This is a genomic window from Streptomyces sp. ME19-01-6, from assembly GCF_033793745.1.
GTDB lineage: Bacteria > Actinomycetota > Actinomycetes > Streptomycetales > Streptomycetaceae > Streptomyces.
Genome location: NZ_JARAXF010000010.1, coordinates 168608 through 185348, shown reverse-complemented (window position 1 = coordinate 185348; position 16741 = coordinate 168608). Strand labels below are relative to the sequence as shown.

The 16741-nt window shown below is 72.1% G+C and carries 16 protein-coding genes; 1 reads left to right on the top strand and 15 read right to left on the bottom strand.

Annotated features, from left to right (window positions below; genetic code table 11):
• Positions 1-6: 6 nt before the first annotated feature.
• The 13 genes from PV419_RS23840 to rpsD all read right to left on the bottom strand — a co-directional run bounded on the left by PV419_RS23840 (position 7) and on the right by rpsD (position 13252).
• Positions 7-1122, bottom strand: coding sequence for an aminopeptidase P family protein (locus PV419_RS23840; protein ID WP_319692019.1), 1116 nt, complete (start codon positions 1120-1122; stop codon positions 7-9).
• A 93-nt stretch (positions 1123-1215) separates the two neighbouring features.
• Positions 1216-2088, bottom strand: a complete 873-nt coding sequence (locus PV419_RS23835) for a Pro-rich N-terminal domain-containing protein (protein WP_319692018.1) — start codon at positions 2086-2088, stop codon at positions 1216-1218.
• A 148-nt stretch (positions 2089-2236) separates the two neighbouring features.
• The gene (gene aroQ, locus PV419_RS23830) at positions 2237-2677 is read right to left on the bottom strand and encodes a type II 3-dehydroquinate dehydratase (protein WP_319692016.1); all 441 of its coding nucleotides are present in this window, start codon (positions 2675-2677) and stop codon (positions 2237-2239) included.
• On the bottom strand, positions 2674-3822 hold the full coding sequence (gene aroB, locus PV419_RS23825; protein ID WP_319692014.1) for a 3-dehydroquinate synthase: 1149 nt from the start codon (positions 3820-3822) through the stop codon (positions 2674-2676). The genes aroQ and aroB overlap by 4 nt, the downstream gene beginning before the upstream one ends.
• Positions 3819-4349: a shikimate kinase gene (locus PV419_RS23820; protein WP_319692012.1), complete on the bottom strand. Its 531-nt coding sequence runs from the start codon at positions 4347-4349 to the stop codon at positions 3819-3821. The genes aroB and PV419_RS23820 overlap by 4 nt, the downstream gene beginning before the upstream one ends.
• Before the next feature lie 8 nt (positions 4350-4357).
• Positions 4358-5542, bottom strand: coding sequence for a chorismate synthase (gene aroC / locus PV419_RS23815; protein ID WP_319692010.1), 1185 nt, complete (start codon positions 5540-5542; stop codon positions 4358-4360).
• A gap of 172 nt (positions 5543-5714) precedes the next feature.
• Positions 5715-6563, bottom strand: coding sequence for a shikimate dehydrogenase (locus PV419_RS23810; RefSeq protein WP_319692008.1), 849 nt, complete (start codon positions 6561-6563; stop codon positions 5715-5717).
• Positions 6564-6570: 7 nt separating this feature from the next.
• On the bottom strand, positions 6571-8376 hold the full coding sequence (gene mltG / locus PV419_RS23805; protein ID WP_319692006.1) for an endolytic transglycosylase MltG: 1806 nt from the start codon (positions 8374-8376) through the stop codon (positions 6571-6573).
• Between the two features lie 99 nt (positions 8377-8475).
• Positions 8476-8949, bottom strand: coding sequence for a Holliday junction resolvase RuvX (ruvX, locus tag PV419_RS23800; RefSeq protein WP_319692178.1), 474 nt, complete (start codon positions 8947-8949; stop codon positions 8476-8478).
• Positions 8946-11615 carry an alanine--tRNA ligase gene (gene alaS / locus PV419_RS23795; RefSeq protein ID WP_319692005.1) on the bottom strand — a complete coding sequence of 890 codons (2670 nt, stop codon included), beginning with the start codon at positions 11613-11615 and terminating at the stop codon, positions 8946-8948. Before alaS ends, ruvX begins: the two co-directional genes overlap by 4 nt.
• The gene (locus PV419_RS23790) at positions 11615-11944 is read right to left on the bottom strand and encodes a DUF6167 family protein (RefSeq protein ID WP_319692003.1); all 330 of its coding nucleotides are present in this window, start codon (positions 11942-11944) and stop codon (positions 11615-11617) included. The genes alaS and PV419_RS23790 overlap by 1 nt, the downstream gene beginning before the upstream one ends.
• A gap of 9 nt (positions 11945-11953) precedes the next feature.
• On the bottom strand, positions 11954-12400 hold the full coding sequence (locus PV419_RS23785) for a DUF948 domain-containing protein (protein ID WP_319692001.1): 447 nt from the start codon (positions 12398-12400) through the stop codon (positions 11954-11956).
• A 240-nt stretch (positions 12401-12640) separates the two neighbouring features.
• Positions 12641-13252: a 30S ribosomal protein S4 gene (gene rpsD, locus PV419_RS23780; RefSeq protein ID WP_319691999.1), complete on the bottom strand. Its 612-nt coding sequence runs from the start codon at positions 13250-13252 to the stop codon at positions 12641-12643.
• 56 nt (positions 13253-13308) lie between these two features.
• Between rpsD and PV419_RS23775 the strand changes: the two genes are divergently transcribed.
• Positions 13309-14175 (top strand): DUF2470 domain-containing protein, encoded by an 867-nt coding sequence (locus PV419_RS23775; protein WP_319691998.1) that lies wholly within the window; start codon positions 13309-13311, stop codon positions 14173-14175.
• Positions 14176-14267: 92 nt separating this feature from the next.
• Here PV419_RS23775 and PV419_RS23770 read toward each other — a convergent pair whose 3' ends face one another.
• Both PV419_RS23770 and PV419_RS23765 read right to left on the bottom strand, forming a co-directional pair.
• Positions 14268-15800 carry a replication-associated recombination protein A gene (locus tag PV419_RS23770; protein WP_319691996.1) on the bottom strand — a complete coding sequence of 511 codons (1533 nt, stop codon included), beginning with the start codon at positions 15798-15800 and terminating at the stop codon, positions 14268-14270.
• Between the two features lie 70 nt (positions 15801-15870).
• A complete protein-coding gene (locus PV419_RS23765; protein ID WP_319691995.1) occupies positions 15871-16530 on the bottom strand; it encodes a vitamin K epoxide reductase family protein in 660 nt (219 codons plus the stop codon).
• Positions 16531-16741: the final 211 nt, after the last annotated feature.

Sequence of the window (16741 nt, the reverse complement as noted above, 5' to 3'; positions counted from 1 at the left end):
CCAGAGTCAGAGCGCGAGCAGCTCCTTGGTCGTGATGGTGAGTAGCTCGGGTCCGCCGTCCGCCTCGGAGCGGACGACGAGCGTGTCATCGATCCGGACACCGCCCCGGCCCGGGAGGTGGACCCCCGGTTCGACAGTGACCGGCACACAAGCGTCCAGTTTACCCATGGCCGAGGGTGCGAGCCGAGGGTCCTCGTCGATTTCCAGGCCCACGCCGTGTCCCATCCACGGTCCCAGCCCCTCTCCGAACCCCGCGGAGTCCAGCACCTGCCGGGTCGCGCGGTCCACATCCCGGCAGGCCGCGCCGGGTACCAGCGCCTCCCGCCCGGCCCGCTGCGCCGCGAAAACCGCGTCGTACAGCTCCACCTGCCAGGTGGCGGGAGACGGGCCGATGACAAACGTACGCCCCACCTCGCAGCGGTAGCCGCGGTAGTCGGCGCCCAGGCCGATGGTGAGAAAGTCGCCCTCCTCGACCCTCCGGTCGGTGGGCGTGTGCCCGGCCCGGCCCGAGTTCGGCCCGGTGGCCACGACGGTGGGGAAGGCCGGGCCGTCCGCGCCGTGATCCACCAGCCGTCGCTCCAGTTCCAGCGCCAGATGCCGCTCGGTCCGGCCGACCAGGATCGACTCCAGCAGCTCGCCGAGCGCCTGGTCGGCGAGCTCGGCGGCGATCCGCAGACAGGAGATCTCCTCATCGTCCTTGACCAGCCGCAGCTGCTCCACGGCCCGGGCCAGGTCCACCAGGCGCAGCCGGGGGGCGGCCGCGGCGAGCGCCCGGTGGCGGGCGACGGTCAGATGGTGCTCCTCGACGGCCAGCGACTCGGCGCCGTCCGCGGCGGCCAGGTCCGCGGCGGCCACGGCCGGGTCCCCGTCCTGGCCGGGCAGCACGAGGATCCGCAGGTGCTCGGGGTGGCGCGAGCCACCGGGCAGCGGCTCCCAGAACGGCGTCAGGGGCGCCACCAGCACGTCCTGGACCGGCCCCAGCAGCAGCACAGCACCGGGCGGCACTCCGCAGCCGCACAGATAGCGCACATTGGCGGGTCTGGAGACCAGCGCGGCCTCGCCGCCCGCCGCCGCGCACTGTTCGTGCAGCCGGGCACGTCGGGCCGCGTACGCCTGGGACATGCTCCCGAGCCTACGCAGGAGAGCCCTCGACGGCCGGTCGAGCGACCCGAATGGGGATGGAGCCTGCCCCTTGTGGAGCCTCCCCCTTACCCGTTACCAGCTGGGGGGACTCGCGATGCTGCGGACCACCACCTCGTCGAGCATCCGCGCGGTGGTCTCCACGTCGTACGTGGAGTTGTCGATGATCGGCAGACCGGAGCCGTACCAGCCGGCCATCCGGCCGTGGATCCGGGCCACTTCCTCGTCGCTCAGCCGGCGGTTGCCGCTGCGGGCCGCGTTCCGCTCCAGGACGACCTCGAGGCCCGGAAGCACCACGACCGGCAGCAGGCCGGGGCCGACGTGGCGCTTCCAGCCGCCGAGGCCCACGACCGGGCGGTCCGGGAAGACGGCGTCGTCCAGGATGCAGGAGATCCCGTTGGCCAGGAAGTTACGCGCGGCGAAGCCGCAGGTGCGGCGGGCGAGACGATACTGCGCCTCGGAGTTCTCGTTCCACCCCGACTGCGGGTTCGCGAAACCGGACCTGACCCACTCGCGGACGTCGTCCAGGCTGATGTGCGCGGTCGGCACCCGCCGGCGGTCGGCCCAATGGCGGGCGACGGTCGTCTTGCCCGCCCCGGCCGGGCCGATCAGCAGCACCGCCACCGCCGCCTGCGAGGCATCGGCCACCGCCGCGCCACCCGTCGGCGGGTGCGGCAGCGGCACCGGGCCGCCGGGCGGAAGCTGGATGTGGCCGGTGGCCCCGGACGGGTCCATGGGCGGCGGGGCGGGCGTCGGGTGGAGCGGGGCCGGGGGGACGGGAGGGACAGGGTGAGGGCCAGGGTGCTGGGCCGGGTGGGGGCCAGGGTGCTGGGCCGGGTGAGGGCCCGGGTGGTGGCTCGTGCCCTGGGCCCAGCCGGCGCCGCCCGCGCCCGGGGCTTGCCCGGGCTGATGGGGCGGTGGCAGCGGAGCTCCCACTGAGTGCTGCATCCGGTGGCACTCCGTCTCGTGCAGGCGGTCTGGACTGGCAACTGTCGCGTGAAGACGCGGCGGTGAGGCCGGTTCTACCGAACGGTACCCGCCCCGGCCGCCACTGTGTGAACGGCCGGGGAATACGGTGTGTGCCCAGCGAACGCCGTCATCCCGCCAATTCGCCCGCCAGAGCGCGCAATGCGAGGCGATACGACCCGATTCCGAACCCGGCGACGGTGCCGCTGGCGACCGCGGCGATGACAGAGTTGTGACGGAACTCCTCCCGCGCGTGCGGGTTGGAGATATGCACCTCGACCAGCGGCGCGGTGCGCTGCGCCGCCGCGTCCCGCATGCCGTACGAGTAGTGCGTGAAGGCACCGGGGTTGATGACGACCGGGATCGAGCCGTCCGCCGCCTCGTGCAGCCAGCGGATCATCTCGCCCTCGTCGTTGGTCTCCCGTACGTCCACCTCGAAGCCCAGCTCGGCGCCGAGGTTCGCGCACTCCTCCACCAGCCCGGCGTAGGAGGTCGCGCCGTAGACGTCCGGCTCACGGCTGCCGAGCCGTCCCAGGTTGGGGCCGTTGAGGACGAGCACCTTCCGGGTCACGCGGACACCTCTCCGTACGCCGCGAGCAGCACGGCCGGGTCCGGGCCCTCCAGCACCGCGGGCTTGGCCAGGCCGTCGAGGACGATGAAGCGCAGCAGGTCGCCGCGGGACTTCTTGTCGACCTTCATGGTCTCCAGCAGCCGGGGCCACTGGTCGCCGCGGTAGGTCAGCGGCAGACCGACGGAGCCCAGGACCGCGCGGTGCCGGTCGGCCGTGGCGTCGTCCAGGCGTCCGGCGAGGCGGCCCAGTTCGGCGGCGAAGACCATGCCGACGGAGACCGCCGCGCCGTGCCGCCACTTGTAGCGCTCGTTCTTCTCAATGGCGTGGGCGAGGGTGTGGCCGTAGTTGAGGATCTCCCGCAGCCCCGCCTCCTTGAGGTCCGAGGAGACGACCTCGGCCTTCACCCGGATGGAGCGCTCGATGAGCTCGGCGGTGTGGGGTCCCGCGGGGGTGCGGGCCGCCTCCGGGTCCGCCTCGATCAGCTCCAGGATCGCCGGGTCGGCGATGAAGCCCGCCTTGATGATCTCGGCGAGGCCGCTGACGTAGTCGTGGACCGGCAGCGAGTCGAGCGCGGCCAGGTCGCACAGCACCCCGGTCGGCGGGTGGAAGGCGCCGACCAGGTTCTTGCCCTCGGCGGTGTTGATGCCGGTCTTCCCGCCGACCGCCGCGTCCACCATGCCGAGCACGGTCGTCGGCACGGCGATCCAGCGCACCCCGCGCAGCCAGGTCGCGGCGACGAAGCCCGCCAGGTCGGTGGAGGCGCCGCCGCCGACGCCGATGATCACATCGCTGCGGGTGAAGCCGGTCTGCCCGAGCGCCTTCCAGCAGTACGCGGCGACCTCGGCGGTCTTGGCCTCCTCCGCGTTGGGCAGCTGGATCGCGATGGCCTCGTAGCCCTGGCCGAGGAGGTCCTGGCGGATGGCCTCGCCGGTCTCGGCCAGCGCCTCGGGGTGCAGCACGGCGACGCGTTGAACATGGCCATGGCGCGTAGCGCCTCGGTTGAGGGTGGTGGTGGGAGACGGGCGGGCAGCGGTGCCGATGAGGCCGGGCAGCTCGCCGAGCAGCCGGTGGCCGACCAGGACCTCGTACGGCTCGCTGCCCGCGGTGCCGCCGACCTGGATCCGGGTGGGTGTGTCCGTGCTCATGCGTCCTTCAGCTCCAGTGCGTCGAGGACCGCGTCCGCGACGTCCTCGGGGGGGCGGCCCTCGGTCGACACGACCGCGCGGGCCACCTCGGTGTACAGCGGACGGCGCTGCTCCATGAGCTCACGCCAGCGCTGCCGCGGGTTGACGGCGAGCAGCGGGCGCGGCGCGTCGAGGCCGGTGCGCTTGACCGCCTCGGCGACGCCCATCTCCAGGAAGACGACCGGCAGGTCGGCCAGCAGGGCGCGGGTGGAGTCGTCCAGGATCGCGCCGCCGCCGAGGGCCAGCACCCCGCGGTGCTCGGCGACCGCGGCGCGCACGGCCTGCCGCTCCAGCTCGCGGAAGTGCGGCTCGCCCTCGTCGATGAAGATCTCGGAGATCGGCTTGCCGGCCGTCTCGACGATGTCGCTGTCGGTGTCCCGGAAGCCGGTGCCGAGCCGCTCGGCGAGCACCCGCCCGACGGTGCTCTTCCCCACGCCCATGGGCCCGACCAGCACGATCGCCGGCCTGTCCGCCCCCGGGCCGCTCACTTGGCCACTCACTTGATGGCCAGGTTGTCGAGGAAGCCCTTGACGTTGCGCCGGGTCTCGGTGACCGAGTCGCCGCCGAACTTCTCCGCGACGGCGTCCGCGAGGACCAGCGCCACCATCGCCTCCGCGACGATGCCCGCGGCCGGGACCGCACACACGTCCGAGCGCTGGTGGTGGGCCTGGGTCGGCTCGCCCGTCGTGACGTCGACCGTGGCCAGGGCTCGCGGCACGGTCGCGATCGGCTTCATCGCGGCGCGCACCCGCAGCAGCTCGCCCGTGGTCAGTCCGCCCTCGGTGCCGCCGGAGCGGCCGGAGGCCCGCTTGATGCCGTCCTCGCCCGGCACGATCTCGTCGTGCGCCTTCGAGCCGGGCACCCGGGCCAGGCCGAAGCCGTCGCCGACCTCGACGCCCTTGATGGCCTGGATGCCCATCAGGGCGGCGGCCAGCCGCGCGTCGAGCCGCCGGTCCCAGTGGACATGCGAACCGAGGCCCACCGGCACGCCGTACGCCAGCACCTCGACGACGCCGCCGAGCGTGTCGCCGTCCTTGTGGGCCTGGTCGATCTCGACGACCATCGCCTTGCTCGCGTCCGCGTCCAGACAGCGCACCGGGTCGGCGTCCAGCCGCTCCACGTCCGCGGGGGTCGGGTACACGCCGTACGGGGCCTTGGCCGCGGCCAGCTCCACGACGTGCGAGACGATCTCGATGCCGGTCGTCTCCTTGAGGTACGAGCGGGCGACCGTGCCGAGCGCGACGCGCGCGGCGGTCTCGCGGGCGCTGGCCCGCTCCAGGATCGGCCGGGCCTCGTCGAAGCCGTACTTCTGCATGCCCGCCAGGTCCGCGTGGCCGGGGCGGGGCCGGGTCAGCGGCGCGTTACGGGCCAGCCCGGCGAGGACCTCCGGGTCCACCGGGTCGGCCGCCATGACCTGCTCCCACTTCGGCCACTCGGTGTTGCCGACCATGATCGCCACGGGGGAACCGAGGCTGAGGCCGTGCCGCACGCCGCCGAGGAAGGTGACCTCGTCGCGCTCGAACTTCATCCGGGCGCCGCGTCCGTAGCCGAGCCGCCGGCGGGCGAGGGCGTCCGCCACCATGTCGGTGGTGATCGGCACACCGGCGGGCAGTCCCTCCAGCGTCGCCACGAGTGCGGGGCCGTGCGACTCCCCCGCGGTCAGCCAGCGCAACCTGCTCAACGGTGCTCCTCATGCTCGCGCCTCGACGTACGGCGGCATGGCCTGGGGAGCGCGGCCCCGGCCCGCCACCTCCGATCCTCCCACGTCCGGGGACGCCCACGAGCGCCGGTCCAGCCTGCGGACCGGGAGTGAGGGCGCCCCGGCCGGGGGTAGCAGGGGGCGCGCCGGAAAATCAGTGCGCGCGGCCGGCGAGGGCGGCTTCGCCCGCCTCGCGCATCGAGGCCAGGGGCGCGGGGGCCCGTCCGGTCATCAGCTCGACCTGCAGCACCGCCTGGTGCACCAGCAGGTCAAGACCGCTGACGACCGCGCCGCCACCCGCCGTCCAGGCGGCCGCGAGCCGGGTCGGCCACGGGTCGTACAGCACGTCGAAGAGGGCGCCGGGACGGTCGGGGACGGTCGCGGCCAGCGCGTCCGTGGTGCCCGCGGGGGTGGTGGCGATCACCAAAGGCGCGCGGAACGCCTCGGCCGCGTCGGCCCAGTCCGCCGTACGGAGCGTCACCCCGAGCCGCTCGCCCCACTGCCGCATCTCCGCGGCCCGCGCCTCGCTGCGGACGTACGCTGTGACCTCCCCCTCGCAGATACGGGACAGCGCGGCCAGGGCCGAGGACGCCGTGGCCCCGGCGCCCAGCACGGCGGCGCCCGCCACCCGCTCGACACCGCGCTCGCGCAGCGCCGCCACCATGCCGGGGATATCGGTGTTGTCGCCGATCCGGCGGCCGTCGTCGGTGAAGACGACCGTGTTGACCGCCTCCACCGACGCCGCCGTGTCGCTGATCCCGTCGAGCAGCGGGATGACCGCGCGCTTGAGCGGCATGGTCAGGGAGAGCCCTGCCCAGGGGCGGTCACCGGCGGTCGCGTCCAGCCGCTCGAAGAAGCCGGGCAGCGCGGCCTCGTCCACCTCGTGGCGGTCGTAGGCCCACCCGGCCAGGCCCAGCTTCTCGTAGGCGGCGCGGTGCAGCACCGGGGACAGGGAGTGGGCGATCGGCGAGCCGAGCACCGCGGCCCTGCGGTTTTGCGACATTCTTTCCTCAGCCGTTCTTGCGCTGCTCGTCGAGCTGTTTGTCGAGCTGGTCGGCGAGCTTCCGGTGCTCGGCGTACGTCTTGGTGAACTTGGTCGTTTTGCCGTCGAGCGAGATGAAGTAGTACCAGCCGTCGTCGGTGGGGTTCATGGCCGCCTTCAGCGCGTCCTCCCCCGGGTTCCCGATCGGCCCTGGCGTCAGCCCCCGGTAGAAGTACGTGTTGTAGGGGTTGTCGTAGTTCTTGATCTCCTGAAGCGAGATATCGATCTTGTTCTGGTTCTTGATGTAGTTGTACGTCGAGTCGAATTCCAGCTTGCCGTTGGTCTCGGTGTTGCCGGGTTCGAGCCGGTTGTAGACCACCTCGGCCATCTTGCGGAAGTCGTCGTGGGTGACGCCCTCCGCCTGGACCAGGCTGGCGACGGTGACCAGTTCCAGGGGCGACTTGAGGCCCAGGTCCTTGGACTTGCCTTCGAGGTCGTAGTTGGCGTAGCTCTTCTTCGCCTGGGCGACCATATTCCGCAGGACGTCCTCGGGTTTGGCGTCCTTGCCGACGCTGTAGCGGGACGGGTAGAGGAACCCTTCCAGCGGATCCTTGATCTTGGGGTTGTCGTCGGCCCAGTCCGGCAGCCCGAGGTTCTTGGCCTCTTTCATGGCGACGTTCTTGGTCGTGCCCGCCTTGAGGCCGATCTTCTTGTCGATCGCGGCGTAGATCTGCGCGTTGCGCATGCCCTCCGTGACGATCAGGCCGTTGCTGCTGGCCGGGTCGACCATCAGCTTCACGGCCGCCGCCGCGGACATGTGCTTGCGCAGCGTGTACGACCCGGGCTGGACGAATTTGCCACTGTCCTTCACGGCCTCCACGAAGGCGCCGCTGCTCTTGACCACACCCTTGTCGACGAGGATGCTGCCGATCTCGGCGGTGCCGGTGCCCTCGGGGATCTCCACCTGGGCCTCGCCGCTGCCCGCGCCCGAGTAGTCCGGCGCCGGGCCGAAGCGGCTCTGCCAGAACTGGTAGGCGAAGTAGCCGCCTCCTCCGACGACGCCGACCAGCACCACGGTCACGAAGAGGCAGGCGACTCCGCTGCGGCGCTTGGGGGGCTTGTTCCGGCGCCCGCGCCCCTCGTCGTCGTCGGCGTCTTCTTCGTCGTCGTACTCATCGTCGGCGCGGCCGCGGTCGGCTCGGTCGTCGCGGAGGATGTCGCCTCCGCCGTCGCCGTCCCGGAAGAAGGGGTGGTCGTCGTCCGGTTCGTCGTGCTTGGCCTGCTCGGCCACGGGCTCCTGCGGCTGGGGAGCCTGGGAGCCGTCCCAGTCGCCGTTGCCGTACGGCTGCTGGGGCTGCTGGGGGTGGTGAGGCTGCTGCGGGTAGCCGCCGGTGTCGTGGCCGTCCCAGTGGGGCTGCTGCTGGTGCTGCTGCGGCTGCTGGGTGTCCTGCGGGTAGCCCTGGGGGTACTGCTGGTGGGCGTACGGGTCCTGGGCGTACGGGTCCTGGGCGTACGGGTCCTGGCCGTAGCCCTCGTGGCCGTAGCCGTCGTTCCCGTAGCCCTGCTGGGAGTACTGCTCCTGCTGGTGACCGCCCTGGCCGTAGGTGTCCTGGCCGTAGGGGTCCTGGGCGTAGGTGTCCTGGGCGTAAGGGTCCTGGCTGTAGCCGCCGTGGCCGTGGGAGCCCTGCTGGGCGTACGGGTCCTGCGCGTAGGCCTCTTGGGCGTACGGATCGTGACCGGTCGCCGTCTGGTGACCGCCCCATCCCTGATCCCCGTACAGCGGGTCCTGAGGATCCCACGGTTGGGAGCCGGTACCCCGGCCGTAGTCAGTCATCGAACCCCTAGCGACGCACGGCGGCAGCCGAGGTGTCACCCATGTCTCATGCGCCAGGCGACGGCTGCCTTGGCCGCGCGGAACGTTACCGTATCGCGATCAGATGACCACTTCGACGGCCTCGCCCGGCGCCCGCCCCAAGGCACGCTCGGTCTCCAGTGCGCTTTGGAGGATGACGACGGCGGCTGCCTGGTCAACCACCGAACGGCCTTTCTTGGACGTCACACCGGAGGCCCGCAGGCCCTGGGACGCTGTGACGGTCGTCATACGCTCGTCGACCAGCCGGACGGGGACCGGCGCGACGCGTCGTGCCAGTTCCCGTGCGAAGGTGCGCACCTTGGCCGCGGCCGGCCCCTCCCGCCCGCTGAGCGAGCGGGGAAGGCCGACCACCACCTCGATCGGCTCGTACTCCTCGACGATGGCCGCCAGCCGCTTGTGGGCAGCCGGGATGTCCCGCCCCGGCACGGTCTCCACCGGGGTGGCGAGGATCCCGTCGGGGTCGCACGAGGCGACCCCGATCCGGGCGTCCCCGACGTCGATCGCGATGCGCCTGCCGCGTCGCACGGCGGTCAGGCGGCTTCCGCGACAAGCCGCTCGACGGCGGCCGCGGCCTCGTCGACGGCGGCCGGGTTCTGGCCGCCGCCCTGGGCGACGTCCGGCTTGCCGCCGCCTCCGCCGCCGAGGGTCTTGGCGGCGACGCGGACCAGGTCGCCGGCCTTGATGCCGCGCTCGCGGGCGGCCTCGTTGGTGGCGATGACGGTCACCGGGCGGCCGTTCGCGACGGAGAACAGGGCGACGACGGCCGGGCGGTCACCCGGAATGCGTCCGCGCACATCCAGCACCAGCTTGCGCAGGTCGTCGGCGGCCGTGCCGTCCGGCACCCGGCCGGTGACCAGGGCCACGCCCCGTACGTCCTTGGCGCCTTCGGCCAGCCCGGCGGCGGCCTGCAGTACCTTCTCGGCGCGGAACCGCTCGATCTCCTTCTCGGCCTCCTTGAGCTTGGTCAGCATCCCGGAGATCTTCTCCGGCAGCTCCTCCGGCCGGCCCTTGACCAGGTCGGTGAGCTGGGAGACGACGGTGTGCTCACGGGCGAGGAAGTTGTACGCGTCCACGCCGACCAGGGCCTCGACCCGGCGCACGCCGGAGCCGATCGAGGACTCGCCGAGCAGCTTCACGAGTCCCAGCTGTGCGGTGTTGTGCACATGGGTGCCGCCGCACAGCTCCTTGGAGAAGTCGCCGATGGTCACCACGCGCACCCGGTCGCCGTACTTCTCGCCGAACTCGGCGATGGCGCCCTGCTTCTTGGCCTCCTCCATGCTCATCACCTCGGCGGTGACATCGAGCTCACGGGAGAGGACCTCGTTGATCTTCTGCTCGACGTCGGTGAGGACCGCGCCGGGCACGGCGGCCGGCGAGCCGAAGTCGAAGCGGAAGCGGCCGGGCGAGTTCTCCGAACCGGCCTGGGCGGCGGTCGGGCCCAGGGCGTCACGCAGCGCCTGGTGGGTGAGGTGGGTGGCGCTGTGGGCGCGGGCGATGGCGCGCCGGCGCTTCACGTCGATCTGGGCGTACGCCCCGGAGCCCACGGTCACCTCGCCGACCTGGACGGTGCCCTTGTGCACGCTGACCCCGGGCACCGGCTGCTGGACGTCCCGCACCTCGACGACGGCGCCGGAGTCCAGCCGGATCCGGCCGGAGTCGGCGAGCTGGCCGCCGCCCTCGGCGTAGAAGGGGGTGCGGTCGAGGACGACCTCGACCTCGTCACCCTCGGTCGCGGCGGGCGAGGGCAGACCGTCGACCAGCAGGCCGACGACGGTGGACTCGCCCTCGGTGTCGGTGTAGCCGGTGAAGACGGTCGAGCCGGCGGTGTCGGCGACCTCGCGGTAGGCGGACAGGTCGGCGTGGCCGGTCTTCTTGGCCTTGGCGTCGGCCTTGGCCCGCTCCCGCTGCTCCTTCATCAGGCGGCGGAAGCCCTCCTCGTCCACCGTCAGGCCCTGCTCGGCGGCCATCTCGAGGGTGAGGTCGATCGGGAAGCCCCAGGTGTCGTGGAGCAGGAACGCCTTGTCGCCGGCGAGCACCGTGCCGCCGGCGGCCCTGGTGTCGGTGACGGCGGTGTCGAGGATGTTGGTGCCGGCCTTCAGCGTCTTCAGGAAGGCGGCCTCCTCGGCGAGGGCGACCGTCTCGATGCGCTTGCGGTCGGTCAGCAGCTCCGGGTACTGCTGGCCCATCGACTTCAGGACGACGTCGACGAGCTCGCCCACGACCTGCTCGGTGGCGCCCAGGATGCGCATGTTGCGGATGGCGCGGCGCATGATGCGGCGCAGCACATAGCCGCGGCCCTCGTTGCCGGGGGTGACGCCGTCGCCGATGAGCATCACGGAGGTGCGCATGTGGTCGGCGACCACGCGCAGCGAGACATCGGAGTCGTGGCCCGCGCCGTAGGCGACGCCGGTCAGCTCCGTGGCCTTGTCGATCACGGTGCGCAGGTTGTCGGTCTCGTACATGTTGTGCACGCCCTGCAGGATCATCGCGAGGCGCTCGAGGCCGAGACCGGTGTCGATGTTCTTGGAGGGCAGGTCGCCGAGGATCGGGAAGTCCTCCTTGCCCTCGCCCGCGCCCCGCTCGTACTGCATGAAGACCAGGTTCCAGATCTCCACGTACCGCTCGTCGTTGACGGCGGGGCCGCCCTCGACGCCGAACTCGGGGCCGCGGTCGTAGTTGATCTCGGAGCAGGGGCCACAGGGACCGGGGACGCCCATGGACCAGAAGTTCGGGCCCATGCCCAGCCGCTGGATGCGCTCGGCGGGGACGCCGATGACGTCACGCCAGATGCGCTCGGCCTCGTCGTCCTCCTTGTAGACGGTGATCCACAGTCGCTCGGGTTCCAGGCCGTAGCCACCCTCCTCGACGGAGGTGGTCAGCAGCTCCCAGGCGAGCTTGATGGCGCCTTCTTTGAAGTAGTCGCCGAAGGAGAAGTTGCCGCACATCTGGAAGAACGTGCCGTGGCGGGTGGTCTTGCCGACCTCTTCGATGTCCGGCGTGCGCACGCACTTCTGCACGCTGACGGCACGGTCGAAGGGCGGCTTGACCTCGCCGAGGAAATACGGCTTGAAGGGAACCATGCCCGCGGGGACCAGCAGCAGCGTCGGGTCGTCCGCGATGAGCGACGCCGAAGGCACGACGGTGTGCCCGCGCTCTTCGAAGAAGCGCAGCCAGCGGCGGCGGATTTCAGCCGACTCCATCAGTGGTCCTCATTTCCAGCTTTTGGGTGGTTGTACGAGTAATTCTGCGTGAGCTGGACGCGTCCGCGCTGGGCGGGCAGCTGCTTTGGGTCATGCGCGGGCGCCGCGCTCAGGCCCAGGGCGTCCTTGAGCGCCGCCTCGCGGTCGGCCATGCCGTCGCGTACGTCGAGCGCGAACACCTTGATCCGCCGCCCGGCGAGCACCGCCCGGTCGGCGGCCCGCGCCGCCAGGCTCTCCGGGGTCAGCTGGTTGAGCTTGCGGTTGACCTTGGTGGTGGCCCACACACCGGCTGCGACCCCGGTGGTGAACCAGAACGTACGGCGGAACATTCCGGTCTCTCAGCCCTTCGATGCACGGTTGCGGCGGCCGCCCCGGCGGGCGGACGGCAGGGTCTTGCCGATGACGACGGTGCGCGTGGTCTCGCCGTCCGGGTGCGGCTGCCCCTTGCGGCCGATCGCGCGCCGCACGCCGTAGCCGAAGGCGGCGACCTTCACCAGTGGTCCACCGAAGGCCGAGGAGACGGTCGAGGAGAGCGCGGAGGCGTTGGAGGTGACCTCCTGTACGTCCGCCGCGATCGAGTCGACCCGGGCGAGCTGGGTGTTGGCGGAGCGCACGGTCGCGGACGCCTCGCTGAGCAGCGGCACCGCCTGCTCGGTGACCTCGGCCACCAGCTTGGTGGCGGCCTTGAGCGTCTGCGCGAGCCTCACCAGTACGAGGGCGAGGAAGGACACGAGGATCGCCCAGAAGACGGCCACGAGGATCCCGGCCACCTCTCCACCGGACACGTTGCACGCTCCCTGCTGCTGCTCGTCGTGGGTAGGTCGTCCGTCGGCCGCCGTCACGGGCGGGTGAGTCGTCAACCGAGACGGGCGGCAGGTATCGACCTTATCGCGCCGGACACCCTTGCCCGAACCGCATTACGGTCGGCCCAAAACGCCTCACGGGCCCCCGTCGACCATGTCGAAGGGAACCCGCGGGGTGCGTGTACGCGCTGACGCCGGAACGGCCGGGGCCGTGCGGCCGGCTCAGCGGGCGTAGTACTCGACGACCAGCTGCTCGTCGCAGATCACCGGGATCTCCTTGCGGTTGGGGTCCCGGTCCAGGCGGAAGGCCAGGGCCTGCAGGTTGACCTGCAGGTAGCGCGGGGTCTCGCCGTCCAGGGCATAGCCGCCCTCGCGCGCCACCTGGAAGGGGTGCTTGCTGCGGCTGCGCTCGCGGACCATCACCACGTCGTCCGGGCGCACCCGGAAGGACGGCTTGTCGACCTTGCGGCCGTTGACCTCGATGTGGCCGTGGACCACCATCTGGCGGGACTGGTAGATGGTGCGGGCCAGGCCGGACCGCAGGACGAGCGCGTCCAGACGGCGCTCAAGCTCGATGACCAGGGCCTCGCCCGTCTTGCCTCCGGCCTTGCGAGCGCGGTCGTAGGCGCGGGCCATCTGGCGCTCGCTGATGTCGTACTGAGCGCGCAGACGCTGCTTCTCCAGCAGCCGGACCTTGTAGTCACTGTTCTGCTTGCGGCCACGGCCGTGCTCGCCCGGCGGGTAGGGGCGAGCCTCGAAGTACTTGACAGCCTTCGGGGTCAGCGCGATGCCGAGCGCTCGCGACTTCTTGACCTTGGGACGCGACTGGTTCACGGGGAACGGACCTCCGATGTAAGTTAGGTGAGCCTTACCTTAGCCGAGGAGGACGCATGTTTCGACCTGGGATCCCCCTGCCCAGCGCTGCTCAGAGCACCGAGGAGGGTCAGCCGCGTCCCGGGGAAGAAGCTCCGCGGCCATCGGCGGCGGAGCGGGTACGTACTCTCGTCGAAGCCAAGGCTACGGCGTCGCTCACCATTCCCGGAATCGAGCCCGTCGACGGCCTCGGAGGCGACGCCCCCGCCGCCCGCGCCGTCTCCCCCGACGGTGATGTGCTCCTGCTGGTCCCGGGCGGTTCGGCCGCCGCCCGCGCCGCGGCCTACGCCCAGGACGACGAGGTGACCTGCGTGATGGAGATCACGGACGTCGCTCCGGTCGCGGTCGCCCACCGGATCCGAGGGCGCGCCTGGGTCGGCGGGTGGCTCACACCCGTACGCGACCGGGACCGCGCGGCGGCCGCGGCCCTGCTGGCCCCCGGCGGCGGGCCGGTCGGCGACCTGCTCGGCATCGGCGAGGCGCTGGCCGGGGGCGGCGGCGGATGGGCGCTGCTGCGGCTGGAGGTCGGCGAGGCGTGCGTGGACGACCTGTGGGGCGCGGACGCGGTCGACCCGGAGGACTTCGCGACGGCCGAACCCGACCCGCTCGCCCCGCACGAGGCCGAACTCCTGCAGCATCTGCACGCGGCGCACGGCGACCAGATGCGCGGCCTGTGCGCCCTCCTCGACGACCACCCGGACCGCGCCTGCGGCACGCGCGGACGCGCGATCCCCGTGGCCCTGGACCGCTTCGGCCTCCGCGTCCGCTTCCCCGACGCCCCCGGCAGCCCCTTCGACGCGCGCTTCGACTTCCCGGAGCCGGTGCGGAGCATCTCCGAACTCCGCCGCGCGATGCACGCGCTTTTCGAGGCGGCGACGGACTAGCCGGGCCCCCTCCCCGCGAACCGACGCCACGCCTCGCCCGCTCGGGACGGAGCCCCGCAGCCGCCGAGCCACACCCGACGCCGAACGTGCCGTCAGGACGCCCCCTCGGCAGCCGGGCCGCCAGGTGCCGCTCCATCCGGACCGGCCGGGGCGGAACCCTCGGTGGGCGCGGGGCGGTCAGGGGGCGAGGGCTCCGCCGTCGCGGGCTGCGCCGCACGCGGCGCGGAGGGCTCCCCGGCCGCGGACTGGGGTGGGCGCGGGGGCGGGGGTTCGCCGCGGAGGCGGGCGCGCACTCGCTCCACCACGTCCGCGTAGCGCGCCTCCGCCCCGTACCGCGTCGGCTCGTAATACCGCTTGCCGTGGATCTTGTCCGGCGCGTACTGCTGCGCCGCGATCCCCCCGGGCAGGTCGTGCGGGTAGAGATACCCCTGCGCGTGTCCGAGCTTTTCGGCGCCCTTGTAGTGGCCGTCGCGCAGATGCGGCGGGACCGGACCGGCCAGCCCCGCGCGGACGTCGGCGAGGGCGTCGCCTATCGCGCGCGTGACCGCGTTGGACTTCGGGGCCAGCGCCAGCGCCACCGTGGCGTGGCCGAGGGTCAGCGCCGCCTCGGGGAAGCCGATCAGCGCGACCGCCTGGGCGGCGGCCACCGCCGTCTGCAGGGCGGTCGGGTCGGCGAGCCCGATGTCCTCGCTCGCGGAGATCATCAGCCGCCGCGCGATGAACCGCGGGTCCTCACCCGCCTCGATCATCCGGGCCAGATAGTGCAGCGCCGCATCCACATCCGAGCCGCGGATGGACTTGATCAGGGCGCTGGCCACGTCGTAGTGCTGGTCGCCCGCGCGGTCGTACTTCACCGCGGCGCGGTCGACCGCCTCCTCCAGCGTCGTGAGGCTGATCGTGGGCTCGCCCTTGGCCAGCGCGGCGCCGGCGCCCGCCTCCAGCGCGGTCAGCGCGCGCCGCGCGTCGCCGCCCGCGATCCGCAGCAGATGGCCCTCGGCGTCCTCGGGGAGCCTGACCACGCCGCCGAGGCCCCGCTCGTCGGTCAGGGCGCGGCGCAGCAGCCCGCGCAGGTCGTCGTCGGTCAGCGGCTCCAGGGTGAGCAGCAGCGAGCGGGACAGCAGGGGGGAGATGACCGAGAAGTACGGATTCTCAGTCGTGGCCGCGATGAGCGTGACCCAGCGGTTCTCGACGGCGGGCAGCAGCGAGTCCTGCTGGGCCTTGCTGAAGCGGTGGATCTCGTCGAGGAAGAGCACGGTCTCCCGCCCGTACGCCCCGGAGGAGCGGCGCGCGCCGTCGATGACGGCCCGCACCTCCTTCACGCCCGCCGTGATCGCCGACAGCTCGACGAAGCGCTTCTGGGTGGCCTGGCTGACGACGTACGCCAGGGTCGTCTTGCCGATGCCGGGCGGGCCCCACAGAAAGACCGAGGACGGACCAGCCGGCCCGGCCGGGCCGCCGCTGCCCTCGCCGACGAGCCGCCGCAGCGGGGAGCCGGGCCGCAGCAGATGCTGCTGGCCCACGACCTCGTCGAGCGTGCGCGGGCGCATGCGCACGGCCAGCGGGCTGCTGGCCGGGTCCTTCTCCTGGCGTTCCTCTGCGGCGGCGGTGAACAGGTCTGGCTCCACGCGGGAAGCCTATGTCACCCCACTGACAGCGCCGCCGGGCAGCGTGCCGCCTGCCGGAGAGAGAACCGCGTCATGCCTGGCCGCCGGTCCAGAAGTTCCACCACCGCGTGAGGATCAGGATGCCGATGACACCGACCCACAGCACCGGCACGACCCAGTGGAACTCCAGCAGCCCGCGCCGGAGCCCGTCCGGCGCGGGAAGGAATCCGTGCTTGATGTTCTTGCCGGTGACGTAGCAGAACATCACGATGGTGGCGACCCAGGCCAGGCAGCACCACAGGCACAGCGAGCCGATGACGTAAAGCGACTGGTACTGCAGCCAGGTGCAGAATCCGACACCGAAGAGGGTGCCCGCGTTGAACGTCAGCCAGTACCAGCGCGGGAAGCGGGCCCCGGCCAGCAGGGACATCCCCACGCAGATCACGATCCCGTAGGCGACCAGGCCGAGCATCGGATTCGGGAAGCCGAACGCATGGGCCTGCTCGCTCTCCATGATGTTGCCGCAGGACACGATCGGGTTGAGGCTGCAGCCGGGCGTGAAGTGCGTGCCGTTGGCCTTGGCCTCGAGGATCTTGTTCTTGTCGATCGTGATGACCCACGCGGCGAGCAGCCCGAGCGCACCGGTGATCACGAGCAGCAGTGCGAAGGCGCGACCGCCCCCGGCCGCGACTCGCGCGCCGTCCTGCCGCGCCTCGTCGGAGTGCACCTCGTCCACCGCTGTCGTCGCCATATCGCCGTTCCGTCGTCCCACCGAGTCCATGTGTCGCCCCCGTCAGGCATGGACATTCTGCCGCATCGGGGACGTCCGGACCGCCCCTCGCCGAACTGCGGCACGGCCCCGGCCATCCTCCTCCGTCCCCCGTTCGGTGGGCATAAGCCGCCTCAGCGGGGCCTGCGCAGAGGGCTCCCGGACCGCCACCATCGCCTCTATGTGACAGAGT

Excerpts from the sequence above, each read along its gene's own strand:
- PV419_RS23775 (WP_319691998.1), top strand. The coding sequence starts at position 13,309 with ATGTTTCGACCTGGGATCCCCCTGCCCAGCGCTGCTCAGAGCACCGAG.
- PV419_RS23835 (WP_319692018.1), bottom strand. The coding sequence starts at position 2,088 with ATGCAGCACTCAGTGGGAGCTCCGCTGCCACCGCCCCATCAGCCCGGG.
- PV419_RS23810 (WP_319692008.1), bottom strand. The coding sequence starts at position 6,563 with ATGTCGCAAAACCGCAGGGCCGCGGTGCTCGGCTCGCCGATCGCCCAC.
- alaS (WP_319692005.1), bottom strand. The coding sequence starts at position 11,615 with ATGGAGTCGGCTGAAATCCGCCGCCGCTGGCTGCGCTTCTTCGAAGAG.
- PV419_RS23765 (WP_319691995.1), bottom strand. The coding sequence starts at position 16,530 with ATGGCGACGACAGCGGTGGACGAGGTGCACTCCGACGAGGCGCGGCAG.
- PV419_RS23790 (WP_319692003.1), bottom strand. The coding sequence starts at position 11,944 with ATGTTCCGCCGTACGTTCTGGTTCACCACCGGGGTCGCAGCCGGTGTG.
- mltG (WP_319692006.1), bottom strand. The coding sequence starts at position 8,376 with ATGACTGACTACGGCCGGGGTACCGGCTCCCAACCGTGGGATCCTCAG.
- PV419_RS23840 (WP_319692019.1), bottom strand. The coding sequence starts at position 1,122 with ATGTCCCAGGCGTACGCGGCCCGACGTGCCCGGCTGCACGAACAGTGC.
- aroB (WP_319692014.1), bottom strand. The coding sequence starts at position 3,822 with ATGAGCACGGACACACCCACCCGGATCCAGGTCGGCGGCACCGCGGGC.